The organism is Paludibacterium denitrificans (assembly GCF_009707705.1).
GTDB lineage: Bacteria > Pseudomonadota > Gammaproteobacteria > Burkholderiales > Chromobacteriaceae > Paludibacterium_A > Paludibacterium_A denitrificans.
Genome location: NZ_WLYX01000001.1, coordinates 2,817,929 through 2,840,085 on the forward strand (window position 1 = coordinate 2,817,929; position 22,157 = coordinate 2,840,085).

The 22,157-nt window shown below is 58.2% G+C and carries 22 protein-coding genes and 5 pseudogenes; 8 read left to right on the forward strand and 19 right to left on the reverse strand.

What is annotated here, in order from left to right; translation table 11 throughout:
* Window position 1: 1 nt before the first annotated feature.
* From GKE73_RS18115 to GKE73_RS18145, 7 genes are read right to left on the reverse strand one after another with little or no spacing between them, the layout of a single operon-like run.
* A complete protein-coding gene (locus tag GKE73_RS18115) occupies window positions 2-175 on the reverse strand; it encodes a hypothetical protein (RefSeq protein WP_230370995.1) in 174 nt (57 codons plus the stop codon).
* Between the two features lie 26 nt (window positions 176-201).
* A complete protein-coding gene (locus tag GKE73_RS18120) occupies window positions 202-951 on the reverse strand; it encodes a complex I NDUFA9 subunit family protein (protein ID WP_230370996.1) in 750 nt (249 codons plus the stop codon).
* Window positions 952-980: 29 nt separating this feature from the next.
* Window positions 981-1,310, reverse strand: coding sequence for a transglycosylase SLT domain-containing protein (locus tag GKE73_RS18125; RefSeq protein ID WP_230371566.1), 330 nt, complete (start codon window positions 1,308-1,310; stop codon window positions 981-983).
* The gene (locus tag GKE73_RS18130) at window positions 1,193-1,429 is read right to left on the reverse strand and encodes a transglycosylase SLT domain-containing protein (protein ID WP_230370997.1); all 237 of its coding nucleotides are present in this window, start codon (window positions 1,427-1,429) and stop codon (window positions 1,193-1,195) included. The genes GKE73_RS18125 and GKE73_RS18130 overlap by 118 nt, the downstream gene beginning before the upstream one ends.
* Complete coding sequence (locus GKE73_RS18135) at window positions 1,326-2,324, reverse strand: hypothetical protein (RefSeq protein ID WP_230370998.1); 999 nt, start codon at window positions 2,322-2,324, stop codon at window positions 1,326-1,328. Before GKE73_RS18135 ends, GKE73_RS18130 begins: the two co-directional genes overlap by 104 nt.
* Window positions 2,325-2,383: 59 nt before the next feature.
* Window positions 2,384-2,599, reverse strand: a complete 216-nt coding sequence (locus tag GKE73_RS18140) for a hypothetical protein (RefSeq protein ID WP_230370999.1) — start codon at window positions 2,597-2,599, stop codon at window positions 2,384-2,386.
* A 32-nt stretch (window positions 2,600-2,631) separates the two neighbouring features.
* On the reverse strand, window positions 2,632-2,871 hold the full coding sequence (locus GKE73_RS18145) for a hypothetical protein (RefSeq protein WP_230371000.1): 240 nt from the start codon (window positions 2,869-2,871) through the stop codon (window positions 2,632-2,634).
* Between the two features lie 266 nt (window positions 2,872-3,137).
* Between GKE73_RS18145 and GKE73_RS18150 the strand changes: the two genes are divergently transcribed.
* Together GKE73_RS18150 and GKE73_RS18155 are read left to right on the forward strand one after the other, a co-directional pair.
* A complete protein-coding gene (locus tag GKE73_RS18150; protein ID WP_230371001.1) occupies window positions 3,138-3,869 on the forward strand; it encodes a glutathione peroxidase in 732 nt (243 codons plus the stop codon).
* A gap of 182 nt (window positions 3,870-4,051) precedes the next feature.
* Window positions 4,052-5,438 (forward strand): annotated as a pseudogene (locus tag GKE73_RS18155) (dihydrolipoyl dehydrogenase).
* Between the two features lie 112 nt (window positions 5,439-5,550).
* Here the strand turns inward: GKE73_RS18155 and GKE73_RS18160 are convergent.
* From GKE73_RS18160 to GKE73_RS18170, 3 genes and pseudogenes are all read right to left on the reverse strand, one after another.
* Window positions 5,551-6,866: pseudogene (locus GKE73_RS18160) on the reverse strand (MFS transporter).
* A gap of 76 nt (window positions 6,867-6,942) precedes the next feature.
* Window positions 6,943-7,116 carry a cbb3-type cytochrome oxidase assembly protein CcoS gene (gene ccoS, locus GKE73_RS18165; RefSeq protein ID WP_230371002.1) on the reverse strand — a complete coding sequence of 58 codons (174 nt, stop codon included), beginning with the start codon at window positions 7,114-7,116 and terminating at the stop codon, window positions 6,943-6,945.
* Window positions 7,116-9,555: pseudogene (locus tag GKE73_RS18170) on the reverse strand (heavy metal translocating P-type ATPase). The gene ccoS and the pseudogene GKE73_RS18170 overlap by 1 nt, the downstream one beginning before the upstream one ends.
* Before the next feature lie 51 nt (window positions 9,556-9,606).
* Here GKE73_RS18170 and GKE73_RS18175 point away from each other — a divergent pair.
* Genes GKE73_RS18175 through GKE73_RS18185 form a run of 3 tightly spaced genes read left to right on the forward strand, consistent with a single transcriptional unit; the run spans window position 9,607 to window position 10,605 of the window.
* Complete coding sequence (locus GKE73_RS18175) at window positions 9,607-9,813, forward strand: alcohol dehydrogenase catalytic domain-containing protein (RefSeq protein WP_230371003.1); 207 nt, start codon at window positions 9,607-9,609, stop codon at window positions 9,811-9,813.
* A 5-nt stretch (window positions 9,814-9,818) separates the two neighbouring features.
* Window positions 9,819-10,130 carry a hypothetical protein gene (locus GKE73_RS18180; protein WP_230371004.1) on the forward strand — a complete coding sequence of 104 codons (312 nt, stop codon included), beginning with the start codon at window positions 9,819-9,821 and terminating at the stop codon, window positions 10,128-10,130.
* Entirely contained in the window at window positions 10,066-10,605 is a 540-nt protein-coding gene (locus tag GKE73_RS18185) for a zinc-binding dehydrogenase (RefSeq protein ID WP_230371005.1), read from the forward strand. Before GKE73_RS18180 ends, GKE73_RS18185 begins: the two co-directional genes overlap by 65 nt.
* A gap of 159 nt (window positions 10,606-10,764) precedes the next feature.
* On the opposite strand, the gene GKE73_RS18190 is transcribed toward GKE73_RS18185, so the two are convergent.
* Window positions 10,765-11,670: a hypothetical protein gene (locus GKE73_RS18190; protein WP_230371006.1), complete on the reverse strand. Its 906-nt coding sequence runs from the start codon at window positions 11,668-11,670 to the stop codon at window positions 10,765-10,767.
* Window positions 11,671-11,798: 128 nt separating this feature from the next.
* Here GKE73_RS18190 and typA point away from each other — a divergent pair.
* A pseudogene (typA, locus tag GKE73_RS18195) lies at window positions 11,799-13,615 on the forward strand (translational GTPase TypA).
* 117 nt (window positions 13,616-13,732) lie between these two features.
* Here typA and GKE73_RS18200 read toward each other — a convergent pair.
* From GKE73_RS18200 to GKE73_RS18220, 5 genes are all read right to left on the reverse strand, one after another.
* Window positions 13,733-14,197, reverse strand: coding sequence for a polyhydroxyalkanoate synthase family protein (locus tag GKE73_RS18200; protein WP_230371007.1), 465 nt, complete (start codon window positions 14,195-14,197; stop codon window positions 13,733-13,735).
* Complete coding sequence (locus GKE73_RS18205) at window positions 14,160-14,591, reverse strand: polyhydroxyalkanoate synthase family protein (RefSeq protein WP_230371008.1); 432 nt, start codon at window positions 14,589-14,591, stop codon at window positions 14,160-14,162. The genes GKE73_RS18200 and GKE73_RS18205 overlap by 38 nt, the downstream gene beginning before the upstream one ends.
* Window positions 14,581-15,243, reverse strand: coding sequence for a polyhydroxyalkanoate synthase family protein (locus GKE73_RS18210; protein WP_230371009.1), 663 nt, complete (start codon window positions 15,241-15,243; stop codon window positions 14,581-14,583). Before GKE73_RS18210 ends, GKE73_RS18205 begins: the two co-directional genes overlap by 11 nt.
* A gap of 356 nt (window positions 15,244-15,599) precedes the next feature.
* Window positions 15,600-15,749 carry a hypothetical protein gene (locus GKE73_RS18215; protein ID WP_230371010.1) on the reverse strand — a complete coding sequence of 50 codons (150 nt, stop codon included), beginning with the start codon at window positions 15,747-15,749 and terminating at the stop codon, window positions 15,600-15,602.
* A 2-nt stretch (window positions 15,750-15,751) separates the two neighbouring features.
* Window positions 15,752-16,804, reverse strand: a complete 1,053-nt coding sequence (locus GKE73_RS18220; RefSeq protein WP_230371011.1) for a tyrosine-type recombinase/integrase — start codon at window positions 16,802-16,804, stop codon at window positions 15,752-15,754.
* A 199-nt stretch (window positions 16,805-17,003) separates the two neighbouring features.
* Here GKE73_RS18220 and GKE73_RS18225 point away from each other — a divergent pair, with 199 nt between their 5' ends.
* Window positions 17,004-18,338: a sensor domain-containing protein gene (locus GKE73_RS18225; protein WP_230371012.1), complete on the forward strand. Its 1,335-nt coding sequence runs from the start codon at window positions 17,004-17,006 to the stop codon at window positions 18,336-18,338.
* Between the two features lie 118 nt (window positions 18,339-18,456).
* Here the strand turns inward: GKE73_RS18225 and GKE73_RS18230 are convergent, their stop codons facing one another.
* Entirely contained in the window at window positions 18,457-18,822 is a 366-nt protein-coding gene (locus tag GKE73_RS18230) for an NAD(P)/FAD-dependent oxidoreductase (RefSeq protein WP_312854591.1), read from the reverse strand.
* A gap of 58 nt (window positions 18,823-18,880) precedes the next feature.
* Here GKE73_RS18230 and GKE73_RS18235 point away from each other — a divergent pair.
* A pseudogene (locus GKE73_RS18235) lies at window positions 18,881-20,031 on the forward strand (IS3 family transposase).
* 45 nt (window positions 20,032-20,076) lie between these two features.
* Here GKE73_RS18235 and GKE73_RS18240 read toward each other — a convergent pair.
* Together GKE73_RS18240 and GKE73_RS18245 are read right to left on the reverse strand one after the other, a co-directional pair.
* Entirely contained in the window at window positions 20,077-20,844 is a 768-nt protein-coding gene (locus GKE73_RS18240; RefSeq protein WP_230371013.1) for a DUF6538 domain-containing protein, read from the reverse strand.
* A 219-nt stretch (window positions 20,845-21,063) separates the two neighbouring features.
* On the reverse strand, window positions 21,064-21,939 hold the full coding sequence (locus tag GKE73_RS18245) for a HipA domain-containing protein (RefSeq protein ID WP_230371014.1): 876 nt from the start codon (window positions 21,937-21,939) through the stop codon (window positions 21,064-21,066).
* Between the last annotated feature and the right edge of the window lie 218 nt (window positions 21,940-22,157).

Here is a 22,157-nt window from a genome sequence, read left to right on the forward strand (position 1 = left end):
CTTAACGCGTGGCCTTTTCTCGGTAAGCGGATAGCCGGGTGTTTTTGTCGTCACGGCCAAGGTAGCCTGGTGCCACGGATTCCAGCGCCGTCGGGGCAAACCCGAGCAAGCTGGTGGGGAAGGGATCGGGGCTGGTGTTATCCACGGCCAGTGAGCGGACGTTGTCGCGACTCATCAGCGGCCTGCCCGGCAGGCACTCCATCAGGGTGGCTTGTAGCAGTGCCAGCCCGGCCTAAGCAGCGGAATAACCGGACGCGGGTGGGCGGTGAGGCGGCCAACGTAGCCAACCAGTTCGGCCAACGTGTAGGTGCGCGGGCCGGTGAGATCGAGCCGTTGGTGGATGGTCAGCGGATTGTGCAGGCAGGCGACCACGGCGCGTGCTACGTCATCGGCCCATACCGGGGCAAAGCGGGTATGCGCACCCGCCAACGGCAGCAGGGGCAGGCGGTTCAGTAGCCCGGCAAACAGGTTGAGAAAGCTGTCGCCAACGCCAAACACCACCGATGGCCGCAGGATGGTCCAGTCCAGCCCGCTGGATTTGATGCGTTCTTCGGCCAACCCTTTGGTCTGCTGATAATCGCTGGGGCCATTGGTGGCGGCGCCCAGCGCGCTGATATGCACCAGACGACGGATGCCTTGCTGCTTGCAGGCCTCAATGATTTTTTCCACCAGTTCGACATGCGCGTGTTCGAAGGCCCGGCGCGAACCATGCAGGATGCCGACCATGCTGACCACCGCATCGTGCCCTTGTAGCAGCTGCGCCAGCGCTTGCGGATCATGCAGGTTGGTTTCCACCAGCTCGGTTTGTGGCAGCACGATCAGCTGCTGTTTTTGCCGTTCGCGCTGGCGCGTGGGGATGGTAAGGGCGACATCCTGTTCGGCCAACCTTTCGGCAATGTAGCTGCCGATGAAGCCGCCGCCGCCCAGTAGGGCGATGCGTGAATAGTTCATGTGTCTGCTCCCTGTATGCTGTACCGGTGTTAGCGTGGCGGAATGGTGCCCATGCGGGTTTTCAGCGAGATATTGCCATGACCAAAGGTGCTGGCGTAATACGCGGCATTGGCCATGACTTTTTGAACATAGTCGCGCGTTTCGCTAAAGGGAATGGTTTCTGCATAAATGCTGCCTTCCAGCAGGTTGCTGTCCTGCCGGGCGCGGGCGCGGGCCGGGGCATTGTAGGCGGCCGTGGCCATCACCATGTTGCCGGACAGGTTGTTGAGTACGTAGCGCAGATACCGGGTGCCCAGTTGCACGTTGGTGTCGATGTCGTGCACGGCAAAGCTGTTACCCAGCCCCATTTTTCGCGCCACCCAGTGCGCGGTGGCCTAAGCATCAGCTGCATCAGGCCGGAAGCGCCAACGCCCGAGCGTGCCATGGTGATGAAACGGCTTTCCTGACGGATCAGGCCGTAGACCCAGTGCGTCGTCAATGCCCAATTGCTTGGCGTAACGCTGTGTCACTTCGCGGTACGGCGTGAGGTAGCGCAGCGAGAAATCATGATCGGTCTGGGTGCGTTCCGCGCTGTAGATGGCCATATCGTAAAAGCCCTGACGGCGCGCCAGTTCGGCGGCGGCCAACAGGTCGGCATCACGACGGCCACGCATGCTCCAGCGCCATTCGCGCTGGGCATCTGTGCGGAATTCCGGCTTGCGATAGCGCTCGCTCAGGTTGAACAGCGCCAGTGCGCGCCGAATGCCAGGCTGGTTTTGCAGTCGGTTGATGCTTGCCTCATCCGGGTTGATGCGGCTGGCGGGCGTGGAGAGCGAGTTGCCGATTTCTTCCAGTGAGAGCAGAGCATAGTAATGGTGCCCCTGACTGGCCTTGACGAACAGTGAGGTGGCTTCGCTGGTCCGTCCCAACTGTTTGAGCGAGCGGGCGCGCCAGTATTGCCGGGCGGGTTTGTCGGCAACTTCGGCTGGCATCAGCCGCGTGATGCGTTCCACTTCCTGCCATTGGCGGGTGCGCAGTGCCGAGCGCGTCCACCATTCCCATTGTTCGCTGGTGAGTTGTGCCGGGTCGGCTTTTTCAAACCATTGCAGGGCTTGTGGCATCTGCAAGCGCTTGGCCGATTGCAACGCCAATTGCCCCGAGGCAAAGCCGGCGCGTTCCTTGCCGAGCGAGGCTTCAACCGCGCGCAGTTCGATGGCGGCGCCATTGATGTCGCTCTTGGCCTTGCGCACCACGTCGTAGGTCATGGCCTCTTGCCCGCTGGGGGTGGCAAGGTTGGCCGAAGCGGGTTTGTTGAGGTCCGCCGCATCCAGTGGCAAGCCACCGGCTGCGGCGGTTTGCCGGGCGGCGCTGACATAGCCACCGGCCAGCAGCAAGCGGGTACGGCGCCAGAGCCAGTTACTGTCGACCAGGCCTTTTTGCGCGGCGGCGCTGATCAGCCTACTACAGCCTTCCGGGACGCTGCGGCTATCCAGAAAACGGTTGAGGTTGGCCGGGGTGCCGCCCGGCGCAGGCTATATAGCTGGCCGTAGCAGCTGGATTCCTCGTCGCGCCCGTCTTCCGGCAGCTTTTTCCATTCATTGCCAAACGTGCTCCAGTCTTCACGCTTGCCCAGTTTTTTTACCCATTCGTTGCGGATACGTTCCGGCATGCTGCCTTCGCGGGCGCTGTTGAGAAAGGCGATTACCGGGCCATCGTTCTGTCGTTCCAGCGCCTGCCGGCCAGCCAGTAACTTGGGTACTGCCGCAGCGGGTAGTCGGCTGGCAGGCTGTCGGCGTAACTGGCCAGTACGGCGCTATTGTTTTTACGGAATGCTTCGCGTGCAGCGATCAGGTCGTCATCGCTGCTTACCTGTGCCGTCAGCGGAAGTAAGGCGGTGAGTGCCAGCGTCAGGCGGCACAACTGGGGAGCAAGCGGTTTCATGCGGGATATCCGGGTTTTTGTCAGGTTCCGTCGGTTCGGGCGACAGACGGAACGGCCTCATCGGCGCGGTGGTTGTGCCGCTGAGGTGTGGAATAGGGTCAAGGGCAGAGTTTAATGGCTCATGCCGCACGCTGCACGGGCTGACGGATGGTAATAAGAAACTCCAATCAAAAAGCTTTAAACAATCAATTAGACGTATTTGTTTGTTTCTATCAATATTGCCACATCGATTGATTAAACACTTAACCCCGTGCAAGGAGTCAGCCATGTTGCAAAATCGTGAAGGTCAACGCGTTCCGAATGTTACGTTCCACATCCGTGAAAACAACGAGTGGAAAGATGTTACCAGTGCCGAGCTGTTTGATGGCAAAACCGTCGCCGTGTTCTCGCTGCCGGGTGCCTTTACCCCGACGTGTTCGTCTACTCACCTGCCGCGTTTCAACGAACTGGCACCGGCCTTTTTCGCCAATGGTGTCGATGCCATCCTGTGTGTGTCGGTCAACGACACCTTTGTGATGAACGAATGGGCCAAGGATCAGGAAGCCGAAAATCTGGTGATGATCCCGGACGGCAACGGCGAGTTCACCGCTGGCATGGGCATGCTGGTGGACAAGAACGAGCTGGGCTTTGGCAAGCGTAGCTGGCGCTACTCCATGTTGGTGAAAGATGGGGTGGTGGACAAGATGTTCATCGAACCGCAAGAGCCGGGTGATCCGTTCAAGGTGTCCGATGCCGATACGCTGCTCAACTACATCAACCCCAACGCTCGCAAGCCGGATCAAGTTGTGGTGTTCAGCAAGGTAGGTTGCCCGCACTGCGCACGTGCCAAGGCGCTGCTGACGGAAAAAGGCTACCCGTTTGTTGATGTGCCGCTGGATAACAAAGTGCGTGGCAAGGTACTGGGTGCCGTATCCGGCAAGATGACCGCGCCGCAAGTGTTCATCAATGGCCAGCTGGTGGGTTCCGCCGACGATCTGGAAGCCTATTTCGCCAACTGAGCTAGGTTGGCCGAAACCCCTGACGGCCCCGTGCCTGTCGACAGCATCGGGTCCGTGCCAGCGCGGCACGGAAGCTGTGGGCAGGAATCGGGCAGGGGCCGCTCAGGTTGTTACAGGGATACGGGATGGCCAACGGGAAAGCCCTGCCGTATCCCGGTAAATGCCGCACAAGGATGACAAACATGAAGACGATCAAAGTAGATGTGGCCGTGATTGGCGCCGGGACGGCCGGTTTGGCGGCGTATCGTGCTGCCAGGGCGCAGGGCCGTACGGCCGTGGTGATTGAAGGTGGTGCCTATGGCACGACTTGCGCGCGCGTGGGCTGCATGCCGTCAAAGTTGCTGATTGCCGCAGCCGAGGCGGCACACGAAGCCCGCCACACCGCCCCGTTTGGCGTGCACGTGGATGGCACCATTCGTATCGACGGCCGTGAAGTGATGGATCGCGTACGGCGCGAGCGTGACCGCTTTGTCGGTTTCGTGCTGGAAGGGGTGGAAGCGATTCCGGCTGAAGATCGCTTGCGTGGCTACGCTCGTTTTATCGATAACACCACCTTGCAGGTGGACGAGCACAGCACGGTACAAGCCAGCCGCGTGGTAATCGCCACCGGTTCGTCGCCAGTGATTCCGGAGCCGTTCCGGGTGTATGGCGACCGCCTGATCGTCAACGATGATGTCTTTGCCCGGGAAACCCTGCCCGCCAGCGTGGCCGTGTTCGGCCCCGGCGTGATCGGGCTGGAACTGGGGCAGGCACTGTCGCGTTTGGGCGTGCGGGTCCGCGTGTTTGGTCGTGGCGGTTCGATTGGCCCATTGTCCGACCCGGCCGTGGCACAGGTCGCCAGACAGGTGCTACAGGCAGATTTTTATCTGGATAGCGATGCCACCATTCTCGAATCATCACGCGAGGGCGAGCAAGCCGTGATCCGTTATGTTGGCCGCGATGGCCAGCAGGTGACCGAGCACTTCGACTACGTGCTGGCGGCCACCGGGCGGGCGCCCAACGTCAAGGGTCTGGGGCTGGAGAACACCTCGCTGGCGCTGGATGCTCGTGGCGTACCGCTGTTTGACCCGCAGACCTTGCAGTGTGGCAGCAGCCCGGTATTCATTTTAAGCGATGCCAACAATATCCTGCCGTTGCTGCACGAGGCGGCTGACGAGGGCAAAACCGCCGGTGAGAACGCGGCCAGTTATCCTGCGGTGCGCGCCGGGTTGCGCCGCGCACCGATTGCCGTGGTGTTTTCCGATCCGCAGATCATGCTGGTGGGCAAGCGCCATGCCGAGTTGGCCGCAGGTAGTTTTGTGACCGGTGAGGTGAGCTTTGAAAATCAGGGGCGCAGCCGGGTGATGCTCAAGAACCGGGGCCTGTTGCACGTCTATGCCGACAAATCCAGCGGGCAATTTATTGGAGCCGAGATGATCGGCCCGCGTGCAGAGAATCTGGCCCACCTGTTGGCCCTGGAGCGTGCAGCAACAGCTGACTATCGCCCAGATGCTGGACATGCCGTTTTACCATCCGGTGATTGAAGAAGGTCTGCGCACCGCCTTGCGCGATGCTGCCGCCAAGCTGTAAGCCGTGGCGCTGGGCCGGTCAGGTGGATGGACAGGTTGGCCGAAACTCTGCTGCGTTTGCCCGTCGCTTTCATTTCCCGGAAAGCGGCGGTTTTTTTATTGGAGAGGTGTGTTCAGTCGCGGGCTTTCAGCGCGTCGAGCCATTGCCACCGTTGTTGCCAGATGCGCGGCGCGTAGCGCACCAGATGCAGCGTGGCCAACAGGTTGGCGATGGCGGCCGCCAGCAGAAACACCGCGATGTTGTTGTATAACTTCAGCGCCAGCGCACCACCCACGGCCGCGGCCACCATGTAAAAGCCATTGATGATGTTGTTGGCGGCAATGGCCCGGGCGCGGAAATTGTCCGGGCTGGCGGTTTGCAGCCGGTATACAGCGGCACGGTAAAGAAACCGCCAAAAAAGCCGAGCAGGGCGACATCCAGTAGCGAACGCCAGTTATGCGGCTGATGCAGGAATTCGGCCAACGTTGCCAGAGTGCCGTGATGGGGTTGTAGCCCGGATAGCGCCAGATCGCCGCCAAACAGCGTCATCCCGACACTGCCGACCAATACCAGTCCCAGCTGCAAAGTGCCCTGCGACAATTTGGCACAGCGCACCGAGCCGAGTCCGACACCGATGGAAAACAGAGCCAGTAGTAAAGTATAGACATCGGCATTGCCGCCCAGATGTAGGCGGGTAAAGGTGGGCAGCTGCGTGGTATAGGTGGCGCCCATCAGCCAGAACCACGAAATCCCAAGGATAGCGCTACGCACATCGTGCAGGCGCCGTGCATCGCGTACCAGCTGCACCGAATCCTTGATGAAGTTGGCCGAAAGCTGCAAGTTTGGCGCCCGCGCCGCGACTGCTCGGCATCCGGCGGCTACAGGCATAGCCAGTGATGGCGGTGGCCAACAGCATGGCCAGTATCATGACTGGCCCGCCTTGCGTCAGCTGGCTGCTTAACAATCTGGCCCAGCAAAATGGCGAGAAAGGTGCCCATCTCGATCAGACCGTTGCCGCCGACCAGCTCATGCTCGTCCAGATATTCCGGCAGCACGGCATATTTGAGCGGGCCAAAGAAGGCCGAGTGGGCTCCCATCAGAAACAGCGCGGCCAGCAATAGGCCCGCGGCGTGCAGAACAAATCCGGTGCCAGCCAGCAGCATGATGCCGATCTCCACCAGCTTGATCCAGCGCGCCATGGCGGCCTTGTCAAAACGTTCGGCCAACTTGCTTACTGTGGCGGAAAACAGGAAAAACGGCAGGATGAACACGCCAGCAGCCATGTTGACCAACTGCTCGGGTGGCATGCCTTACCAGCGTCAACCCGTGGTAGCTGATCAGCACCACGATGGCGGTTTTCAGCAGGTTGTCATTGAACGCACCAAGAAACTGGGTGGCAAACAGCGGAAGAAAACGGCGCGTGGCGAAAAACTGGAAACCGGCTTTCACGATCGGGGGTATTCACCGTTCAGGATGGGATACGCATGCTAGCCGATTGCGGCGGACCTGTCAGCCCGCCGTCAGCTCAGTTTTGCGCGGGTGTGTCGTCTTTGTGCGGGCGGTCGTCATCCATCAGGATGCGGTGCGCCGGGCCTTCCAGATCGTCAAACTGGCCGGAATGCGTGGCCCACCAGAAAATGCCCCCGATTACAAATACCAGAACTAGGCTCAACGGGATGAGCAGATACAGGCTTTCCATCAGTGCTTTCGTTTGACTAGGCGCAGCGCATTGCTGACCACGATTAAGGAACTGGCTGCCATGCCCAGGCTGGCAATCCACGGAGTGACATGGCCGCTGATCGCCAGCGGCAGGGCTACCAGATTGTAGCTTAGCCGCCCACCACAGGTTCTGACGAATCACCCCCAGCGTCTTGCGCGACAGGCGCAGTGCACTGGAAATCAACGTCAGGCTGTCGTTGATCAGAATCATGTCGCCACTGGCCCGCGCCACATCGGTGCCGCTGCCCATGGCCAGCGAGACATCGGCCCGTGCCAGCACCGGTGCATCGTTGATACCGTCACCCACCATCAGCACGCGGTGCCCGGCTTGCTGCAACGCCGACACGTAGCGCAGTTTGTCTTCCGGGGTGGCGCGCGCCGTGTAGTGGTTGATGCCCAATGCACCCGCCAGCGCGGTGACGGCGCCATCGCCGTCGCCACTAAGCAGATGCACGCGGATGTGTTGCTCGCCCAACGCCTGCATCAATGCCGGGGCATCACGTCGTATGGCATCGCCGACGGCAAACAGTGCGACGATGCCTGTGTCGTTGGCCAGCGCCACGTGGGTGGCTTCGGGGTGCCAGTTGTCGGGCAGGGACGGAACAGCATGGCCTTGCGCGGCAAATTCCAGCGTGCCCAGTCGCCAGCGACGTCCGTCGATAGTTCCTTCAACGCCCTGACCCGGCAGGTTGTTGACATCGCTGGCCCGCCGCGTTGTGGTCTGGCCCTCGGCGGCTTGGCGCAAAGCCTTGGCCACCGGGTGTTCCGAGCTTTGCTCCAGCGCTGCGGCCAGTGCCAGCGCCTCGTCCCTGCCGGTGTCGCCGGGTAGATGGCAGTCCAGCAGGCGCATGTCGCCGTAAGTCAGGGTGCCGGTCTTGTCAAACACCACGTCAGTGACTTTGGCCAGTGTCTCCAGCGCATGGCCGCGCGTGGTGAGTACGCCCAGCCCGGCAAGATGGCCCGAGGCGGCTGTGAGCGCTGCTGGGGTTGCCAGCGACAGGGCACACGGGCAAGAGATGACCAGTACCGCCACGGTAATCCACAGTGCGCGGTCGGGTGCGACCATGTACCAGCCCACATAGGTGCTTAAGCCGCTGCCAGCAACAGCAGCGCCACGAACCAGCTGGCAAAACGGTCGGCAAGGACCGCCAGACGCGGTTTTTCTGCCAGAGCCTGATCCAGTAGCCGGACGATGCCAGCCAGCCGGGTTTGCTGGCCGCTTTGCGTAGTCTGGATAAACAGCGGGCTGGTGGTGTTGACGCTAAGCTAATTACCGTGCTGTCTACCGTCTTGCTGATCGGTCGGCTTTCACCGGTCAGCAGTGATTCGTTGATGGCGCTGTGGCCTTCCAGCACAGTGCCGTCCACCGGGATGGTTTCCCCCGGTTTGACCATGATCACTTGGCCGGGTTGCAGCTGGCTGACGGTGGTTTCGGCCAACTCGCGTGAGTCCGGCCAACCCGGCACCTGGTGGGCAAACGCCTTAAGCACCAGCTTGACCGAGGCTCTCGGCCGCTTCACCTGCCTTGCGCCGGGCGATGCCTTCCAGATAGCGTCCGGCCAGCAGCAGGAAGACAAACATCGACACCGAGTCGAAGTAAATGCCGTGCTCTACCCGGTGCAGCAGCGCCCGGTGCTGGACAGAAACGCCGTAAGAATGCCGATGGTCACCGGCGTATCCATGCCCACGCGGCGTGTCTTGATGTCGCGCCGGTGGCGCGGTAGAACGGTACGGCGGAATACAGCATCACCGGCAGCGTCAGCAAAAAGCTGGCCCAGTGCAGCAGCCACATAAAGTCGGGGCTAATGTCGCCATCCGGTGCCAGATACACCGGCACGGCGTACATCATGACCTGCATCATCGACAGGCCCGCGGCCCACAGGCGGTTGATGGCCTGTTTGCGCTCTTTCTGGCTTAATGCTTCCTGTCGTTCTGCGTCGTAGGGGTGGGCGCGGTAGCCAATGGCGCCGATCGCTTCCAGTATCTGCGACAGCTGGACCTGGCTATTGTCCCAGCGCACGCGGGCGCGGTGGCTGGTGTAGTTGATGTCGACCGAAATCACCCCCGGCAACCGCCGGATATGCTGTTCGTTCAGCCAGACGCAGGCGGCGCAGGTGATACCTTCCAGTATCAGCGCGGCTTCGCGCACGTTGCCTTCTTCGCGGTGCACAAAGCTCTTTTGCAGCTCGTCCGAATCGTACAGACGGATCTGCTCCAGCAGCTCTTGTGGCAGCGCTTCGGCTTGTCGCGCTTCCCGGCTGCGGTGGTCATAGTAGTCCGCCAGCCCGGAATCGATGATGGTCTTGGCCACAGCCTGACAACCGGCGCAGCAGGTGGTTTCGGTTTTCTCCCGGTAGCGTACCGGGTAGTCCGCGCCTTCCGGAACAGGAAGGCCGCAATGGAAGCAGTGATCACTCATGGCGTGGTATTGTAATCAATTGAAATTCAATCCGCTTGATAAGGGTTAAAGATGTCGATGCAAGCCGTAATACAGGATCATCCGGGCGGGGTGGAAACCCTGAAAATTGCCAGCGTGGCCAAACCGGTGGCAGGCCCCGGCCAATTGCTCGTCAAGGTCATGGCCTCGGGGATCAATCGCGCCGACCTGATGCAGCGCGAGGGGAAATATCCGCCACCGCCCGGTGTGACCGAAATCATCGGGCTGGAAGTTGCTTAAGCGTGGTGGAAGAAGCTCCGGCCGACAGCCGTTTCCAGTCGGGCGATGCTGTGTTCGGCCTGATTGCCGGTGGCGGCTATGCCGAATATGCCGTACTGGACGAGGCACTGGCGGTGCCCAAGCCGGATTGGCTGTCGTGGGTGGAAGCGGCCAGTTTGCCGGAAGCCCTGGATGACAGCGTGGTTCAATCTGGTGAATGTCGGCAAGCTGGCACCGGGCGAAACGCTGCTAATGCACGCCGGAGCCAGTGGGGTGGGGGCGGCCTCCATCCAGTTAGCCAATTTCCTCGGCGGCCGGGCCATTGCCAGTGCCGGTAGCGAGGAAAAACTGGCCTTCTGCCGTCAGCTTGGCGCTGCCGAAGTGTTCAATTACAAGGAATTGCCCGCGTTTTCCCGCCAGATCAAGGAATGGGGCGGTGCCAACATGATTCTCGACCCGGTGGCGGCCAGTTATCTGGCGGAAAACATCGCCAGCCTGAAGCCGGATGGGCGCTTGGTGATTATTGGTTTGATGGGCGGCATCAAGGGGGAAATCAATCTGGGGCATGTGCTGATGAAGCGCCTGTCCCTCATCGGTTCCACCTTGCGCTCGCAGCCGCTGGCCGTCAAAGCCGGGTTGGCGCGGGCGCTGGAAGAGCAGGTGCTGCTTACCATCCAGCCCGGTCAGCTCAAGGTGACTGTGGATTCCAGCTTCCCGCTGGCACAGGTGGCCGAGGCGCAGGAATACGTCGGGCGTAACCAGAATCTGGGCAAGGTGGTCCTGACGCTGTTCCCTGTCATGCCGATGCAATAATCCGTCGCTACACTGGCGGGAGTCAGGTCGGTGCCTCTGCCGTCTGAATTCTGACTGGTATGGATGGGATTGGGGGTGGCTGCGGCCATCCCTTCTTTTTTTGTGCAGGTTGGCCGAAACCGCTGTATCGCCGGGTTTCGGCCAACCTTTCGTGCTTGCTTAGTCTTCTGCTGTGTCGCTCTCTGGTAGCGGCGACAGCGCTTCAATCAACGCCACTTCCTGTGCGTAACTCAGGGCTTTCATTTTGTTCAGCAGCGCGGCGCTGTCCACCTTCAGCTGGCGGTCCAGTTCGTCATGCACCAGCCGTGCTTCCACGGCCAGCCACAAACCACGGCAGGCGGCAGCGCTGTCAAAATGAATGTCCTTGAGTACGGCAGCGATCAGATGCAGCTCGTTGTCGGAGAACAAGCGCGACAGCACGGCCTGTTCGCGTTGCACCATTTCCGCGTAGCGATCACAGATTTCCTGTATCCGGGCAGCATCGCCGTAGTGATGCTCGGCGACCTCGGCTTCGGCCAGTTCGCCATGCTCAAACCAGTGATCGATCAACGGTTGCAGTGCCGGAATGTCCTCGCGCCAGACGCGCGCCAGCTCGGCGCGGAAACGTTCGTTGTTGTTAAACGACAGTGTGTCGAACGCCATGGCCGGGGGCGTGGCGGCATTGATCGGCTGGCCAGCCACCAGAATCTGCCCCTGCTGGTTGAGCGTGATGGCGCCGCGCCATAGCGCCTGCTCGGCTGTGGCCAGATTGTCGACATGGATTTCCACGTAGGGCAGCGGCGTGTCCTGACCTTCGTCCTCCGTCACCAGACGAGTGGTGACGTCAAACAGGTGGTGTTTGTTCATTTCCAGCAGTTGCAGGCCGTCATCGTGGCCAGCCAGAATGAATTTGTCCGGCGTTTCGTAAACCGCCACATCGTGCAGGTCGGCGGCCGGTTTGTAGAGGTTGGCCGAAAGCTCGGTGGCCAGCTGGTTGATGTCGTCATGCGCGACGTGATAACCGGTCTTGTAGCCGTCGCGTTCATGCCACAGGGCGTTCCAGTCGTACATCGTCAACTCCTTCATTTGCCAGTTTTCCAGTTTTTCCGCAGTGTAACCAAAACATTATGGCTTTGTCGCACAAGGTTTGTTGGGGCTTGCCGTGGATGCGTGGTAAAATCAACGATTATTTTCCGATCCTCAATTCCTGAGACATGACCCGACAGATTCGCAACATTGCCATCATCGCCCACGTGGACCATGGCAAAACCACCCTCGTTGACCAGCTTTTGCGTCAAAGCGGTACCTTCCGTGACAACCAGCAGGTTGATGAACGGGTAATGGATAGCAACGATCTTGAAAAAGAACGTGGCATTACCATTCTGGCCAAGAACACCGCCATCGAATACGAAGGTGTTCACATCAACATCGTTGACACCCCGGGACACGCCGACTTCGGTGGTGAGGTGGAACGCGTACTGGGCATGGTCGATGGCGTGTTGCTGCTGGTGGATGCCGTCGAAGGCCCGATGCCGCAAACCCGCTTCGTGACCAAGAAAGCCCGGCACTGGGCCTGCGCCCGATCGTGGTGATCAACAAGGTTGACCGCCCGGGTGCTCGTCCGGACTGGGTCGTGGATCAGACTTTCGATCTGTTCGACAAACTCGGCGCCACCGACGAACAACTGGATTTCCCGATTCTGTACGCTTCCGGCCTGAACGGCTTTGCCAAGCTGGAGCTGGAAGAAGAATCCACCGACATGCGTCCGCTGTTTGAAACCGTGCTGAAGCATGTACCGACTCCTCCGGGTAGCGCCGATGCGCCGTTGCAATTGCAAATTGCCGCGCTCGACTACTCCACCTACACCGGCCGCATGGGCGTGGGCCGCGTACTGAATGGCCGCATCAAGCCGGGTCAGCAGGTTGTGGTGATGAACCACGAAGAACAAGTGGCCAGCGGTCGTATCAATCAGGTACTGGGCTACCGCGGTTTGGACCGTGTGCCGGTGGAAGAAGCCGAAGCCGGTGACATCATCATCATTTCCGGTATCGAAGACATCGGTATTGGCGTCACCATCGCCGACAAGGAAAACCCGGTTGGCCTGCCGATGCTGACGGTGGACGAGCCGACGCTGACCATGGACTTCATGGTTAACACCTCGCCGCTGGCCGGTACCGAAGGTAAATTCGTTACCAGCCGTCAGATACGTGATCGCCTGAACAAGGAACTGCTGACCAACGTAGCCCTGCGCGTGGAAGACACCGCCGATGCCGACGTGTTCCGTGTTTCCGGTCGTGGTGAACTGCACCTGACCATCTTGCTGGAAAACATGCGTCGTGAAGGTTTCGAGCTGGCTGTTGGTAAGCCGCGCGTGGTCTTCAAGGAAATCAACGGCGAAAAATGCGAGCCGTATGAAAACCTGACCATTGATCTGGAAGACAACTTCCGTGGTGGCGTGATGGAAGAACTGGGCCGCCGTCGTGGTGAACTGACCAACATGGAATCTGACGGCAATGGCCGTACGCGTCTGGAATACCATATTCCGGCCCGTGGCCTGATCGGCTTCCGTGGCGACTTCATGACCCTGACCCGTGGTACTGGCCTGATGAGCCACGTGTTTGACGACTACGCTCCGGTTAAACCGGATATGCCGGGTCGCCATAACGGCGTGCTGATCTCGCAAGAAAACGGTGAAGCTGTAGCCTACGCCCTGTGGAACCCGGAAGACCGTGGCCGCATGTTCGTGTCCCCGGGCGACAAAATCTACGAAGGCATGATCATCGGTATTCACAGCCGCGACAACGACTTGGTCGTTAACCCGCTCAAGGGCAAGAAGCTGACCAACGTACGTGCTTCCGGTACTGATGAAGCCGTGCGTCTGACCACGCCGATCAAGCTGTCGCTGGAAGGCGCGGTGGAATTTATCGACGACGACGAATTGGTGGAACTGACTCCGCAAACCATTCGTATGCGCAAGCGTTACCTGCAAGAGCACGAACGTCGCAAAATGTTCAAAAACCCGGAAGCCTGATCAGGTAACGGGAAAATGAAAAAGGCACCGCAAGGTGCCTTTTTTGTGCCGATTGACCAGCTTATATCGCAAAGTTGGCCGAAAAGATGGCGTGTCTGATCATGCCATCATGGCCGCTCAAGGTTCGGTAACGTAGCTGCCGGGCGCATCCATCAGCGCCGGGTAGGCTTTGCTTTCCACCGCCGGGGCTTTCTTTAGTTCACCCGAGCGGGGCTTGATCCACTGCATCCAGTCTTCCCACCAGCTGCCCTGATGGTGTTCGGCCGTTTCTTTCCAGCTGTCCGGCGTGTGGTGGCGCTCGGCCGGTGCCACCCAGTACTCGCGTTTCGGCGGATTGACCACCGGGTTGATGATGCCGAGGATGTGGCCGGAAGAAGACAGCACAAAGCGCTTGTCTCCCGCTACAAAATGGGTAAGGCGGAATGCCTGCCGCCACGGCGCAATATGGTCATCCACGGCGGTGACGGCGTATACCGGCTGGACCACCTGTTCCAGATCTATGCTTTCCCCGGCAACAGTCAGGGCGTTGGGTTTGATCAGGTTGTTATTCAGATAAAACTCGCGCAAGTACCAGGCGTGCATGGTGGCTTAGCAGGCGAGTGGTGTCCATGTTCCAGAACAGCACGTCAAACGCCGATGGTTTTTCGCCATACAGATAGTTATGCACGACGTAATGCCAGATCAGGCTGTTGGAGCGTAGCAGTCGGAACGACAGTGCCATTTCCTTGCCATCCAGATAGCCTTTTTCTTCCATCTTGTTGTCCAGCCATTCGATGGTGGCTGGATCAAGGAAGACTTCAATGTCCCCCGGCTTGTGGTAATCCACTAGCGTAGTGAAGAAAGTGGCGCTCGCCACTGGCATGTTTTCCTTGCCGTAATGACGATTGGCCCAAGCCATATACGTTGCCAGCGCTGCCCCGCCGATGCAGTAACCAACCGCATTCACCTGAGCGCTGCCGGAGAGTTCACGCGCCACGCGGAAGGCCCTGGTCCAGCCCGTCGGTGAGGTAGTCATCAAACCCGGTGTCGTGCATTTCTCCGCTGGGGTTCTTCCAGCTCACCATGTATACGTCCAGCCCTTGCTCCAGCAGGAAACGCACCATGCTCTTCTTGGGGTTGAGGTCCAATACGTAAAACTTGTTGATCCACGGTGGGACGATGACCACCGGCACGGCATGGACTTTGGGTGCGGTTGGCGTGTAGTGAATCAACTCCATCATCCGGTTGCGATAGATGACTTTGCCGGGTGTGACCGCCAGATTCTTGCCGACCTGAAACTCCTCGGTACTGCTCATGCGGACAGTGCCAAGTTGCAGGTCTTCCAGAAAGTTATTGAAGCCTTGCAACAAACTTTCGCCATGGCTTTCCACTGCGCGCTGCAAGGCGATGGGGTTGGTCAGCAGAAAGTTGGTGGGTGCCAGTGCATTAAGCCAGCTGCGCCACCAGAATGCCGCCCGCCGGTTTGCCTTGCTGGATTGCCCCGGGGTGTTGTACAGCATGTCCTGACTGTGGTGTGTCAGCGTAAGATACCATTCCTTGGCAATATCCCAAGTGGGCGACTCGGTCCACTGCGGGTCGGCAAAACGCGTATCGTCGGGATGCGGCAGTTCGACATCCTTGCACGGCATGCCGAGAGCCCGTTTCCGGTGTACTGCTGCAAGGTGGCTATTTTCTCGATGAATTCTGCGGTCGCTTGCGACAGCTCCTGCGGGTGCGACAGCCAAGACAGTTGCGCGTGGCACAGCGAGGTTGTCATCCCCAAAGGGTCCCAGATGGTTTCCATCGCACGATGGAACTGTCGGGTAGTGGCTTGCAGGTTGAGGAGGTAGCCTCCGTTGATTGGCTTGCTTCTGCTAGGCATGGTTGTCTCACTATTCAAAGGAAGATCGCATCCGCAATTTCTCCCATCATGCTACGCGATTTATCAGTCGCTGGATGGACTAATCAGCGATATGGCATGAAAAAAGACGACGGTCGTACGGGCTTAGTTGTCACCTTTGGCCGGATGGCCGGGGCGGCGGGTTGCCCAGTCTTCGCTCAACGCATGACGCATTTCATCCTCGGCATGCAGGTAGCGACGGGTGGTTTCCAGCTTGGCATGGCGCAGGTTCTGGCTAACCACCAGCAACGGCACGCTTAAGCATCCAGTTGATGCGACGCCGAACTGTGGCGTAACCAGTGTGTCGAGGCGCGTCGCAACTGTGCGGCGACAGTGTCGTGTCCTGCCAGGCTGGCATCATCCGCGGCGCGCTGCATGATGTCTTTCATGCACTTGTGTATGCCGGCGGCGCTCATGGCGCTGTAGCCGGGATCGTGCTTTTTCCGGTACAGGCTGCATACCAGTGGGGTGGTATCGGAGGGCGAGGGGAGTTCGGCCAACCCTAGATGCTGACGGTAACGTTTCAATGCTTCAAGCAGGGCTTTGTTAACGGGGACATCGCCCTGTTTCTCACCTTTACCCAAAACCTTCCACCACCACTGACCGCGAATCAGCCGGATTTCTCCCATGGTGGCGCGAGTCACTTCGCGCAGCCGCGCCGCCGAGTAGTAGTACAGCGAGATCAGCCAGCGCGCGCGTTCGGCGTGTTGTACGTCACGCTCGGTTTCGGTTGGCCAGTCGTTCAGCCAGCGCATCAGGAATTCCAGAGCTTCGTGCTCCAGAATGCGGTCTTCGTGAATGGTCTTGATGCCTTTGGTACGGCCGCGCTTGAGGGCAAAGGGGTTATGTCGTAAGTAGCCTGCCTGTACCAGATAGTTGTACAGGTTCGATAAAATTGTCTTGGCCTGCTGCCGTGACCCTACCGACAAGCCGCCTTTGGCTGCTGCACCGGTTTTGGATGGCCAGTAGGCAAAAGGCTTCCAGTCCGGGTGCGTGCGTGGTCGTGTCGGCCCGCACCAGTCTCTGTCCGGGCTTTCCATGAAGCGGTCGTAGTCCAGCACATCATCACGCGTCAGATCGGACAGCGTCTTGCCGCGGCGTTGCGATGCCCACAGTAAAAAACGCTCCGCTTCTTTACGGTACACATCCAGCGTGCGCGGTTGGCTGCGATATTCCTTCAGCCAGGTTAACACTGCTTCCACGTCAGAAGATGCCTCGATAAGGCAAGCGCCATCAGCCCGATTCCAGCCCGGATGTTGGCCCGGAACAAGCCGGGCATCGTCTGGATAAGCCAAGATGGGAAAAGCCAAGCCACGATCCTTTTGTTATGCTGATAAATGAGTGTCGTGCCTGAAAGGCAGCGGCTGTGTTGTCGATTGTAATAAAGTCAAAGCAGGTTCGTCATGGGCGTTTCCCGTCGTGGTGCTTTTATTTTGAACGCAGGCGAACCCGGAATTAACAAGCAGGAATGGATGTTGCGTCATCTTGCCAAGATAGTATGCTCCCACCATGGAAATGAAAACCGCACTCCCTCTATCCAGCGTGATCGATCTCCTGCTCGACGCCGTTTGTGTCGTCGACGCAGCGGGACTCTTCGTCTATGTCAGTGCGGCATGCGAGCGCATTTTTGGCTACAGCCCGGAAGAAATGCTGGGCAAATCGATGATTGAAATGGTGGTGCCCGAAGATAGGGAGAGAACGCTGCAAGCGGCTCGCCAGATCATGTCGGGGCAGGCACAACCGCATTTCGAGAATCGCTACCTGCGCAAGGATGGCGAAATCGTTTATGTCATGTGGTCCGCTCGCTGGTCGGAAACGGACCAGCTCAGGATCGCCGTCGCCCATGACGTGACCGAACGCAAACGGGCCGAGTCCGTGCAAGCGGCCATTTACGCCATTTCCGAAGCTGCCCACGCGGCAGAAGATTTGCCCGCGCTTTTCCAGCAAATTCACCAGATCATCGGCCAACTGTTACCTGCGAATAATTTCTACGTGGCACTTTATGATGAGGACAGTGGCCAGTTAAGTTTTCCGTATCATGTCGATTCCCTCAAGCCGGACCCGGCAATACCCAAGCCAGCCAGTGGCACGCTTTGTGCCGAAGTCATCCGCACCCATCAGCCGCTATTGCTGACCCGGTCAAGATTGGCGGCTTGCCCGGTGCATTTGATTGATGCCTTTGGGCAAAATGTCTTGTGCTGGCTGGGCGTGCCGCTTAATACGGGACGTGGAACCATCGGTGCCCTGGTGTTGAAAAGTTATTCTGGTGAAGCGTGTTATACCGAAAAAGATCAGGATCTATTGCAATACGTTTCTACCCAGGTTGCAACGGCGATTGAACGCAAGCAGTTGCATACCCGGCTACAGTTTATGGCGCAATATGATGCCCTGACGCATCTTCCCAACCGCCGCTTGCTGCATGACCGTCTGGAAAGCGCCCTGATGAGAGCCCGGCGCGAACAATGGCAATTCTCCCTGCTTTATCTTGATCTGGATAAGTTCAAGCAAATCAACGATACCTTTGGTCATGTAGCGGGCGATCTGCTATTGCAGGCCGTGGCACGCAGGCTTAAACAGTGCGTGCGTGAATCGGATACCGTGGCCCGGGTGGGCGGGGATGAATTTGTGGTGTTGCTGGAAAGCACGCTGGAGCCTGAACATGTTGCCGTGGTGGTGGATAAAATCCACAAGGCGTTTGAATTGCCTTTGGATATCGCCAGCCACAGCCTGAGAATCCAGCCTAGCATCGGCATCGCTCACTATCCCGAGCATGGTGAGGAAGCGCAGCAGTTGCTCAAGTACGCTGACGAAGCCATGTATTACTCAAAACATAACGAGAAATAGCAAGAACTCTGCTTTGCTCCAAGCGTTTTTCATCGCAGCCGGAGCGACAGGATCAGCACTTTCTCCGACTATGCGTGGTGAAAATATCATTAGCGAGACATTGGTATCGCCCGGTTTTTTAGATAACGTCCGGGTCGATAAAAATTGGTGTGCCGTTATTGAATCGCGCCAATGAGAAAGGCATTGCATCAACAATTGGTGTGACTCCACGTATCAGGTCAGCCGCTAATTTTCCAGCCCCCGGACCAATACCAAAGCCGTGCCCGCTAAATCCGGTGGCAACAACCAGACCGGTAATCCCATCTACGCCGGAAATCACCGGGACCAGATCCGGTGTGAGGTCAATGCGACCGGCCCGGACACCATCAAGTTTTACTTGCGCCAGTTCTGGTCGCTCTTCTTTGAGGCGTTGTAGTGCACGCCGTGTAACGCTTGTGTCAGGTGCAGGGTTGTATATTCGTTGACGTTCAAATGGTGATTGAATCGCCCCCGCTTTCGTAGATACCTCGTGAGCCTCACACTAGGTCCCACAAGGAGGTGTCATGAGCAGCAAGCGTTTCCCCGAAAAGTTCAAGATTGAAGCCGTCAAACAGATTACTGAACGCGGCTATCCCGTCGCCGAAGTCGCCAGCCGTCTCGGCGTATCTGCCCACAGCCTGTATCAATGGCTGAAACGCTACGGCCCCAAGCGTGCCAAACCAGCCGAATCTGCGGATCAGCAAGCCGAAATCCGACGTCTCAAGGCTGAGCTCAAACGGGTCACCGAGGAGCGCGACATCCTAAAAAAGGCCGCCGCATACTTTGCCAAGGAGTCCGGGTAAGGTATGCCTTCATCCGGGCCCACGCGCAGTAATTTCCTGTTCGACGACTGTGTTGGGTCATGGCAGTGCACCCCAGTGGCTACTACGCCCGGAGAGCGTCTCCGCAATCACGTCGAGCGCGTGAAGACTAGCGTTTGCTGGGGCAAATCAAGCAGGCCTGGTTAGAGAGTGGCGGAGTCTATGGGTACCGCAAGGTGCATGACGGCCTGCAGGCTCAGGGAGAGCGCTGTGGCAAACATCGCGTGGCACGGCTGATGAAGCAGGAGGGCTTACGTTCGCAGACGGGTTACCACCGGCGTCTTGGGCATTACAGTGGTCGCCCAGCAGTGGTGGCACCTAATCACCTGCAACGCAGGTTCTCCGTGAATGAGCCAAATAAGGCCTGGGTAACCGACATCACTTATATCCGCACGCATGAGGGGTGGTTGTATTTGGCGGTGGTGCTGGACCTGTTCTCGTGACAGGTGATTGGCTGGTCGATGCAGTCACGTATCGACGAGAGCTGGTGCTGAATGCCTTGCTGATGGCGGTATGGCGGCGTCAGCCCAAGCAGGAGGTGCTGGTGCATTCCGACCGGGGGAGTCAGTTCAGTAGTTACGACTGGCAGGACTTCTTGAAGGCCCATCGCTTGGTGCCCAGCATGAATCGGCGTGGGAACTGCCATGACAATGCCGTGGAGGAGAGTTTCTTCCAGTTGCTGAAGCGGGAGCGCATCCAGCGAAAGGCCTATCGCGACCGGGAGGAAGCCCGACGAGACATCTTCGATTACATCAAGATGTTCTACAACCCGAAGCGCCAGCGATGGTTCCGCAAATGGGCTATCGCCGGTAGAGTTTGAGAAGCAATATTTCCAACGGCTCAAGAGTGTCTAGAGAAGCTGGGGCGATTCAGGTAATGAACGGACATAAAAATAGCCGCTAGCCGATGGTGGACACTGGAATGTCACCGACAATATCAATGAACAGTCGGAAGATTGCCCGGTTATCCAAGCTGGTTTTCTCAAGCCAGTTCCCCGCCTGTTCTTGTTCTGTGCAGTACTGCTCAATCAGAGCGGAAAGCAGCACGTCTCCATGGGAAAGATGCCCAGCCTTGGCTCTTAGTGTTGCCATGGATACTGGCTCAGGGGTAGGCACTGCCTTGCCCTTATCGCGCAGCCTGATGCCCTCTAAAGCATCCACGCCTGTCTGAGAGAAAGCATATACAAGGCGCTTCTCCAAGCTGCTCTCAGGCTCAACCATGATGCCGTGATCTTCGAGGTAACCACGAACAATGCGTGTCATCTGATGGTTATCGTGGCCTGCCACCGCATTCTTGGCTGCCTCTTCCATGACATCAAGGCCTGCCTCGTAAGCCTCGGGGATATTGCCTGCCATGCGGTGCTGTTCATCCTCCAGCATCAGGGAGCGAGCGAAGGCCAGAGATGCTCTACGAATCTCCTCGGGGGTGAGGCCTGAAACCAGATTGGCTTTGATGGCTTGCCGGAGAACAGTGAATTTACCTTGTAGGCGCAGACCTTCAGCAGCAGCTTTGAGTTTGGCTTCGGCGGCGTCTTTGGTCTTCAGGCTAAAAATGATCTCGTTCTTGCCGTAGTGTGCAAGGAGATCGGCAGGTACTCTGAGGCGGAAGTAATAGATCGCCCCACGGCGTACAACATGGGCTGTTTTGGACATCAATTTCTCAGTCATGTGTAACACTCACAGGTAACAGCCAAAGAAAAAAGCCATTGATAACCAGTAAGTTACTTGTGCCGTTAAGCGTTTCATGTCTCGGAGTAAAGCATAAGCTGTCGGAAACTAGGAACCGAACCGGGCTCCCTAGCTGTCTTGGTAAAGCATGATTTGGCGCATCGGCAAAAAATTAAGCATAAAGTGTCAAAAAAATCACGTTTAATTCTATGGTGATTTTTAGCGTTCCTTGCTGAGCTTGGTGGCCATCTCTGCAATGATGATGCGGACAATGCCTCGTAGCCAGACTTCCTCTCCGGTCAAAACAGCGCGCAATTCTGGTTGCGTGGCAGACAACTGTGCATTTTCACATACTATCTGCTCATACAGCTCCTTCGCAGCCGGAATGATGCGCCTGACCATCTCGCATAGCAGGTGACGTGCACCTGTGCGGGCGACACCTAACTGCTCTGCCACTTCCAAAAGCCGGGGAGTATCACATTGTGCCAACCGCGAAGTTCCCAGTACATCCGATGCGAGTGTCGTCGCTTCGGGCCAACCGTCATGGCCATTCATCCGTGTTTCATACACGGCAGTACAGAGCAGGTCATAGTGAGGGGCTAGGCTGATGCCATCCTTGGTCACCGGGCAGCTAATGTTTTTTAGGTGTGCATCGGTATTGCCGACCAGTATATTGAACAGTAGCCATTGAAACAGTGCCCGCCGCGTTACCATGGGCGGTCGGGTTTGTGTCGCCAGTTGGCCGTAGGTGGCAATTGAGCCTGCGCTGTACTTGAAGCCGGAAGCAATTCCTAGTAGCTGACAACCATCGATGACATGCTGGCGTTGCCATTGCCCGTTCAATAATACCCGGTCAAATCGTTCTACCAGATATACGGGTTCAGGTACGTACAGTCGGGTCACGGCAGGAACCTTTAGCCCCAAGATTGCCGCCAGTCGCATGATGAAATACTCGTTGGCTACTGAGTGTGGAAAGCTACCGCTATCGTGGTTCGGCTTCAGAATATGGGTCGATGGTGTCGACCCGCGTGGCTCCCACAGTTGTTTGCCATCCCAGATAAGTGCGAGTTTGTGCTGGGCCCCGGCAAGTGACATTTTTTTGGGGCTACGTGTACCAGTGGAAGTCGTGGCATGTTGGCAATGCGAGCTGACAGTTGCTCAAACAACAATGGCTGTGCACCCTCTGCATTCGGCAAGTCCTGCCCGTTGGGCAATAAAGTCAGGGAGCCTGCTGACTCGGCACCGTAATAGGCCAGTATGTCAATCAGCGTCGAATTTTGACCAGCAAACAGCGTCCAAATTTGACCAGGCAA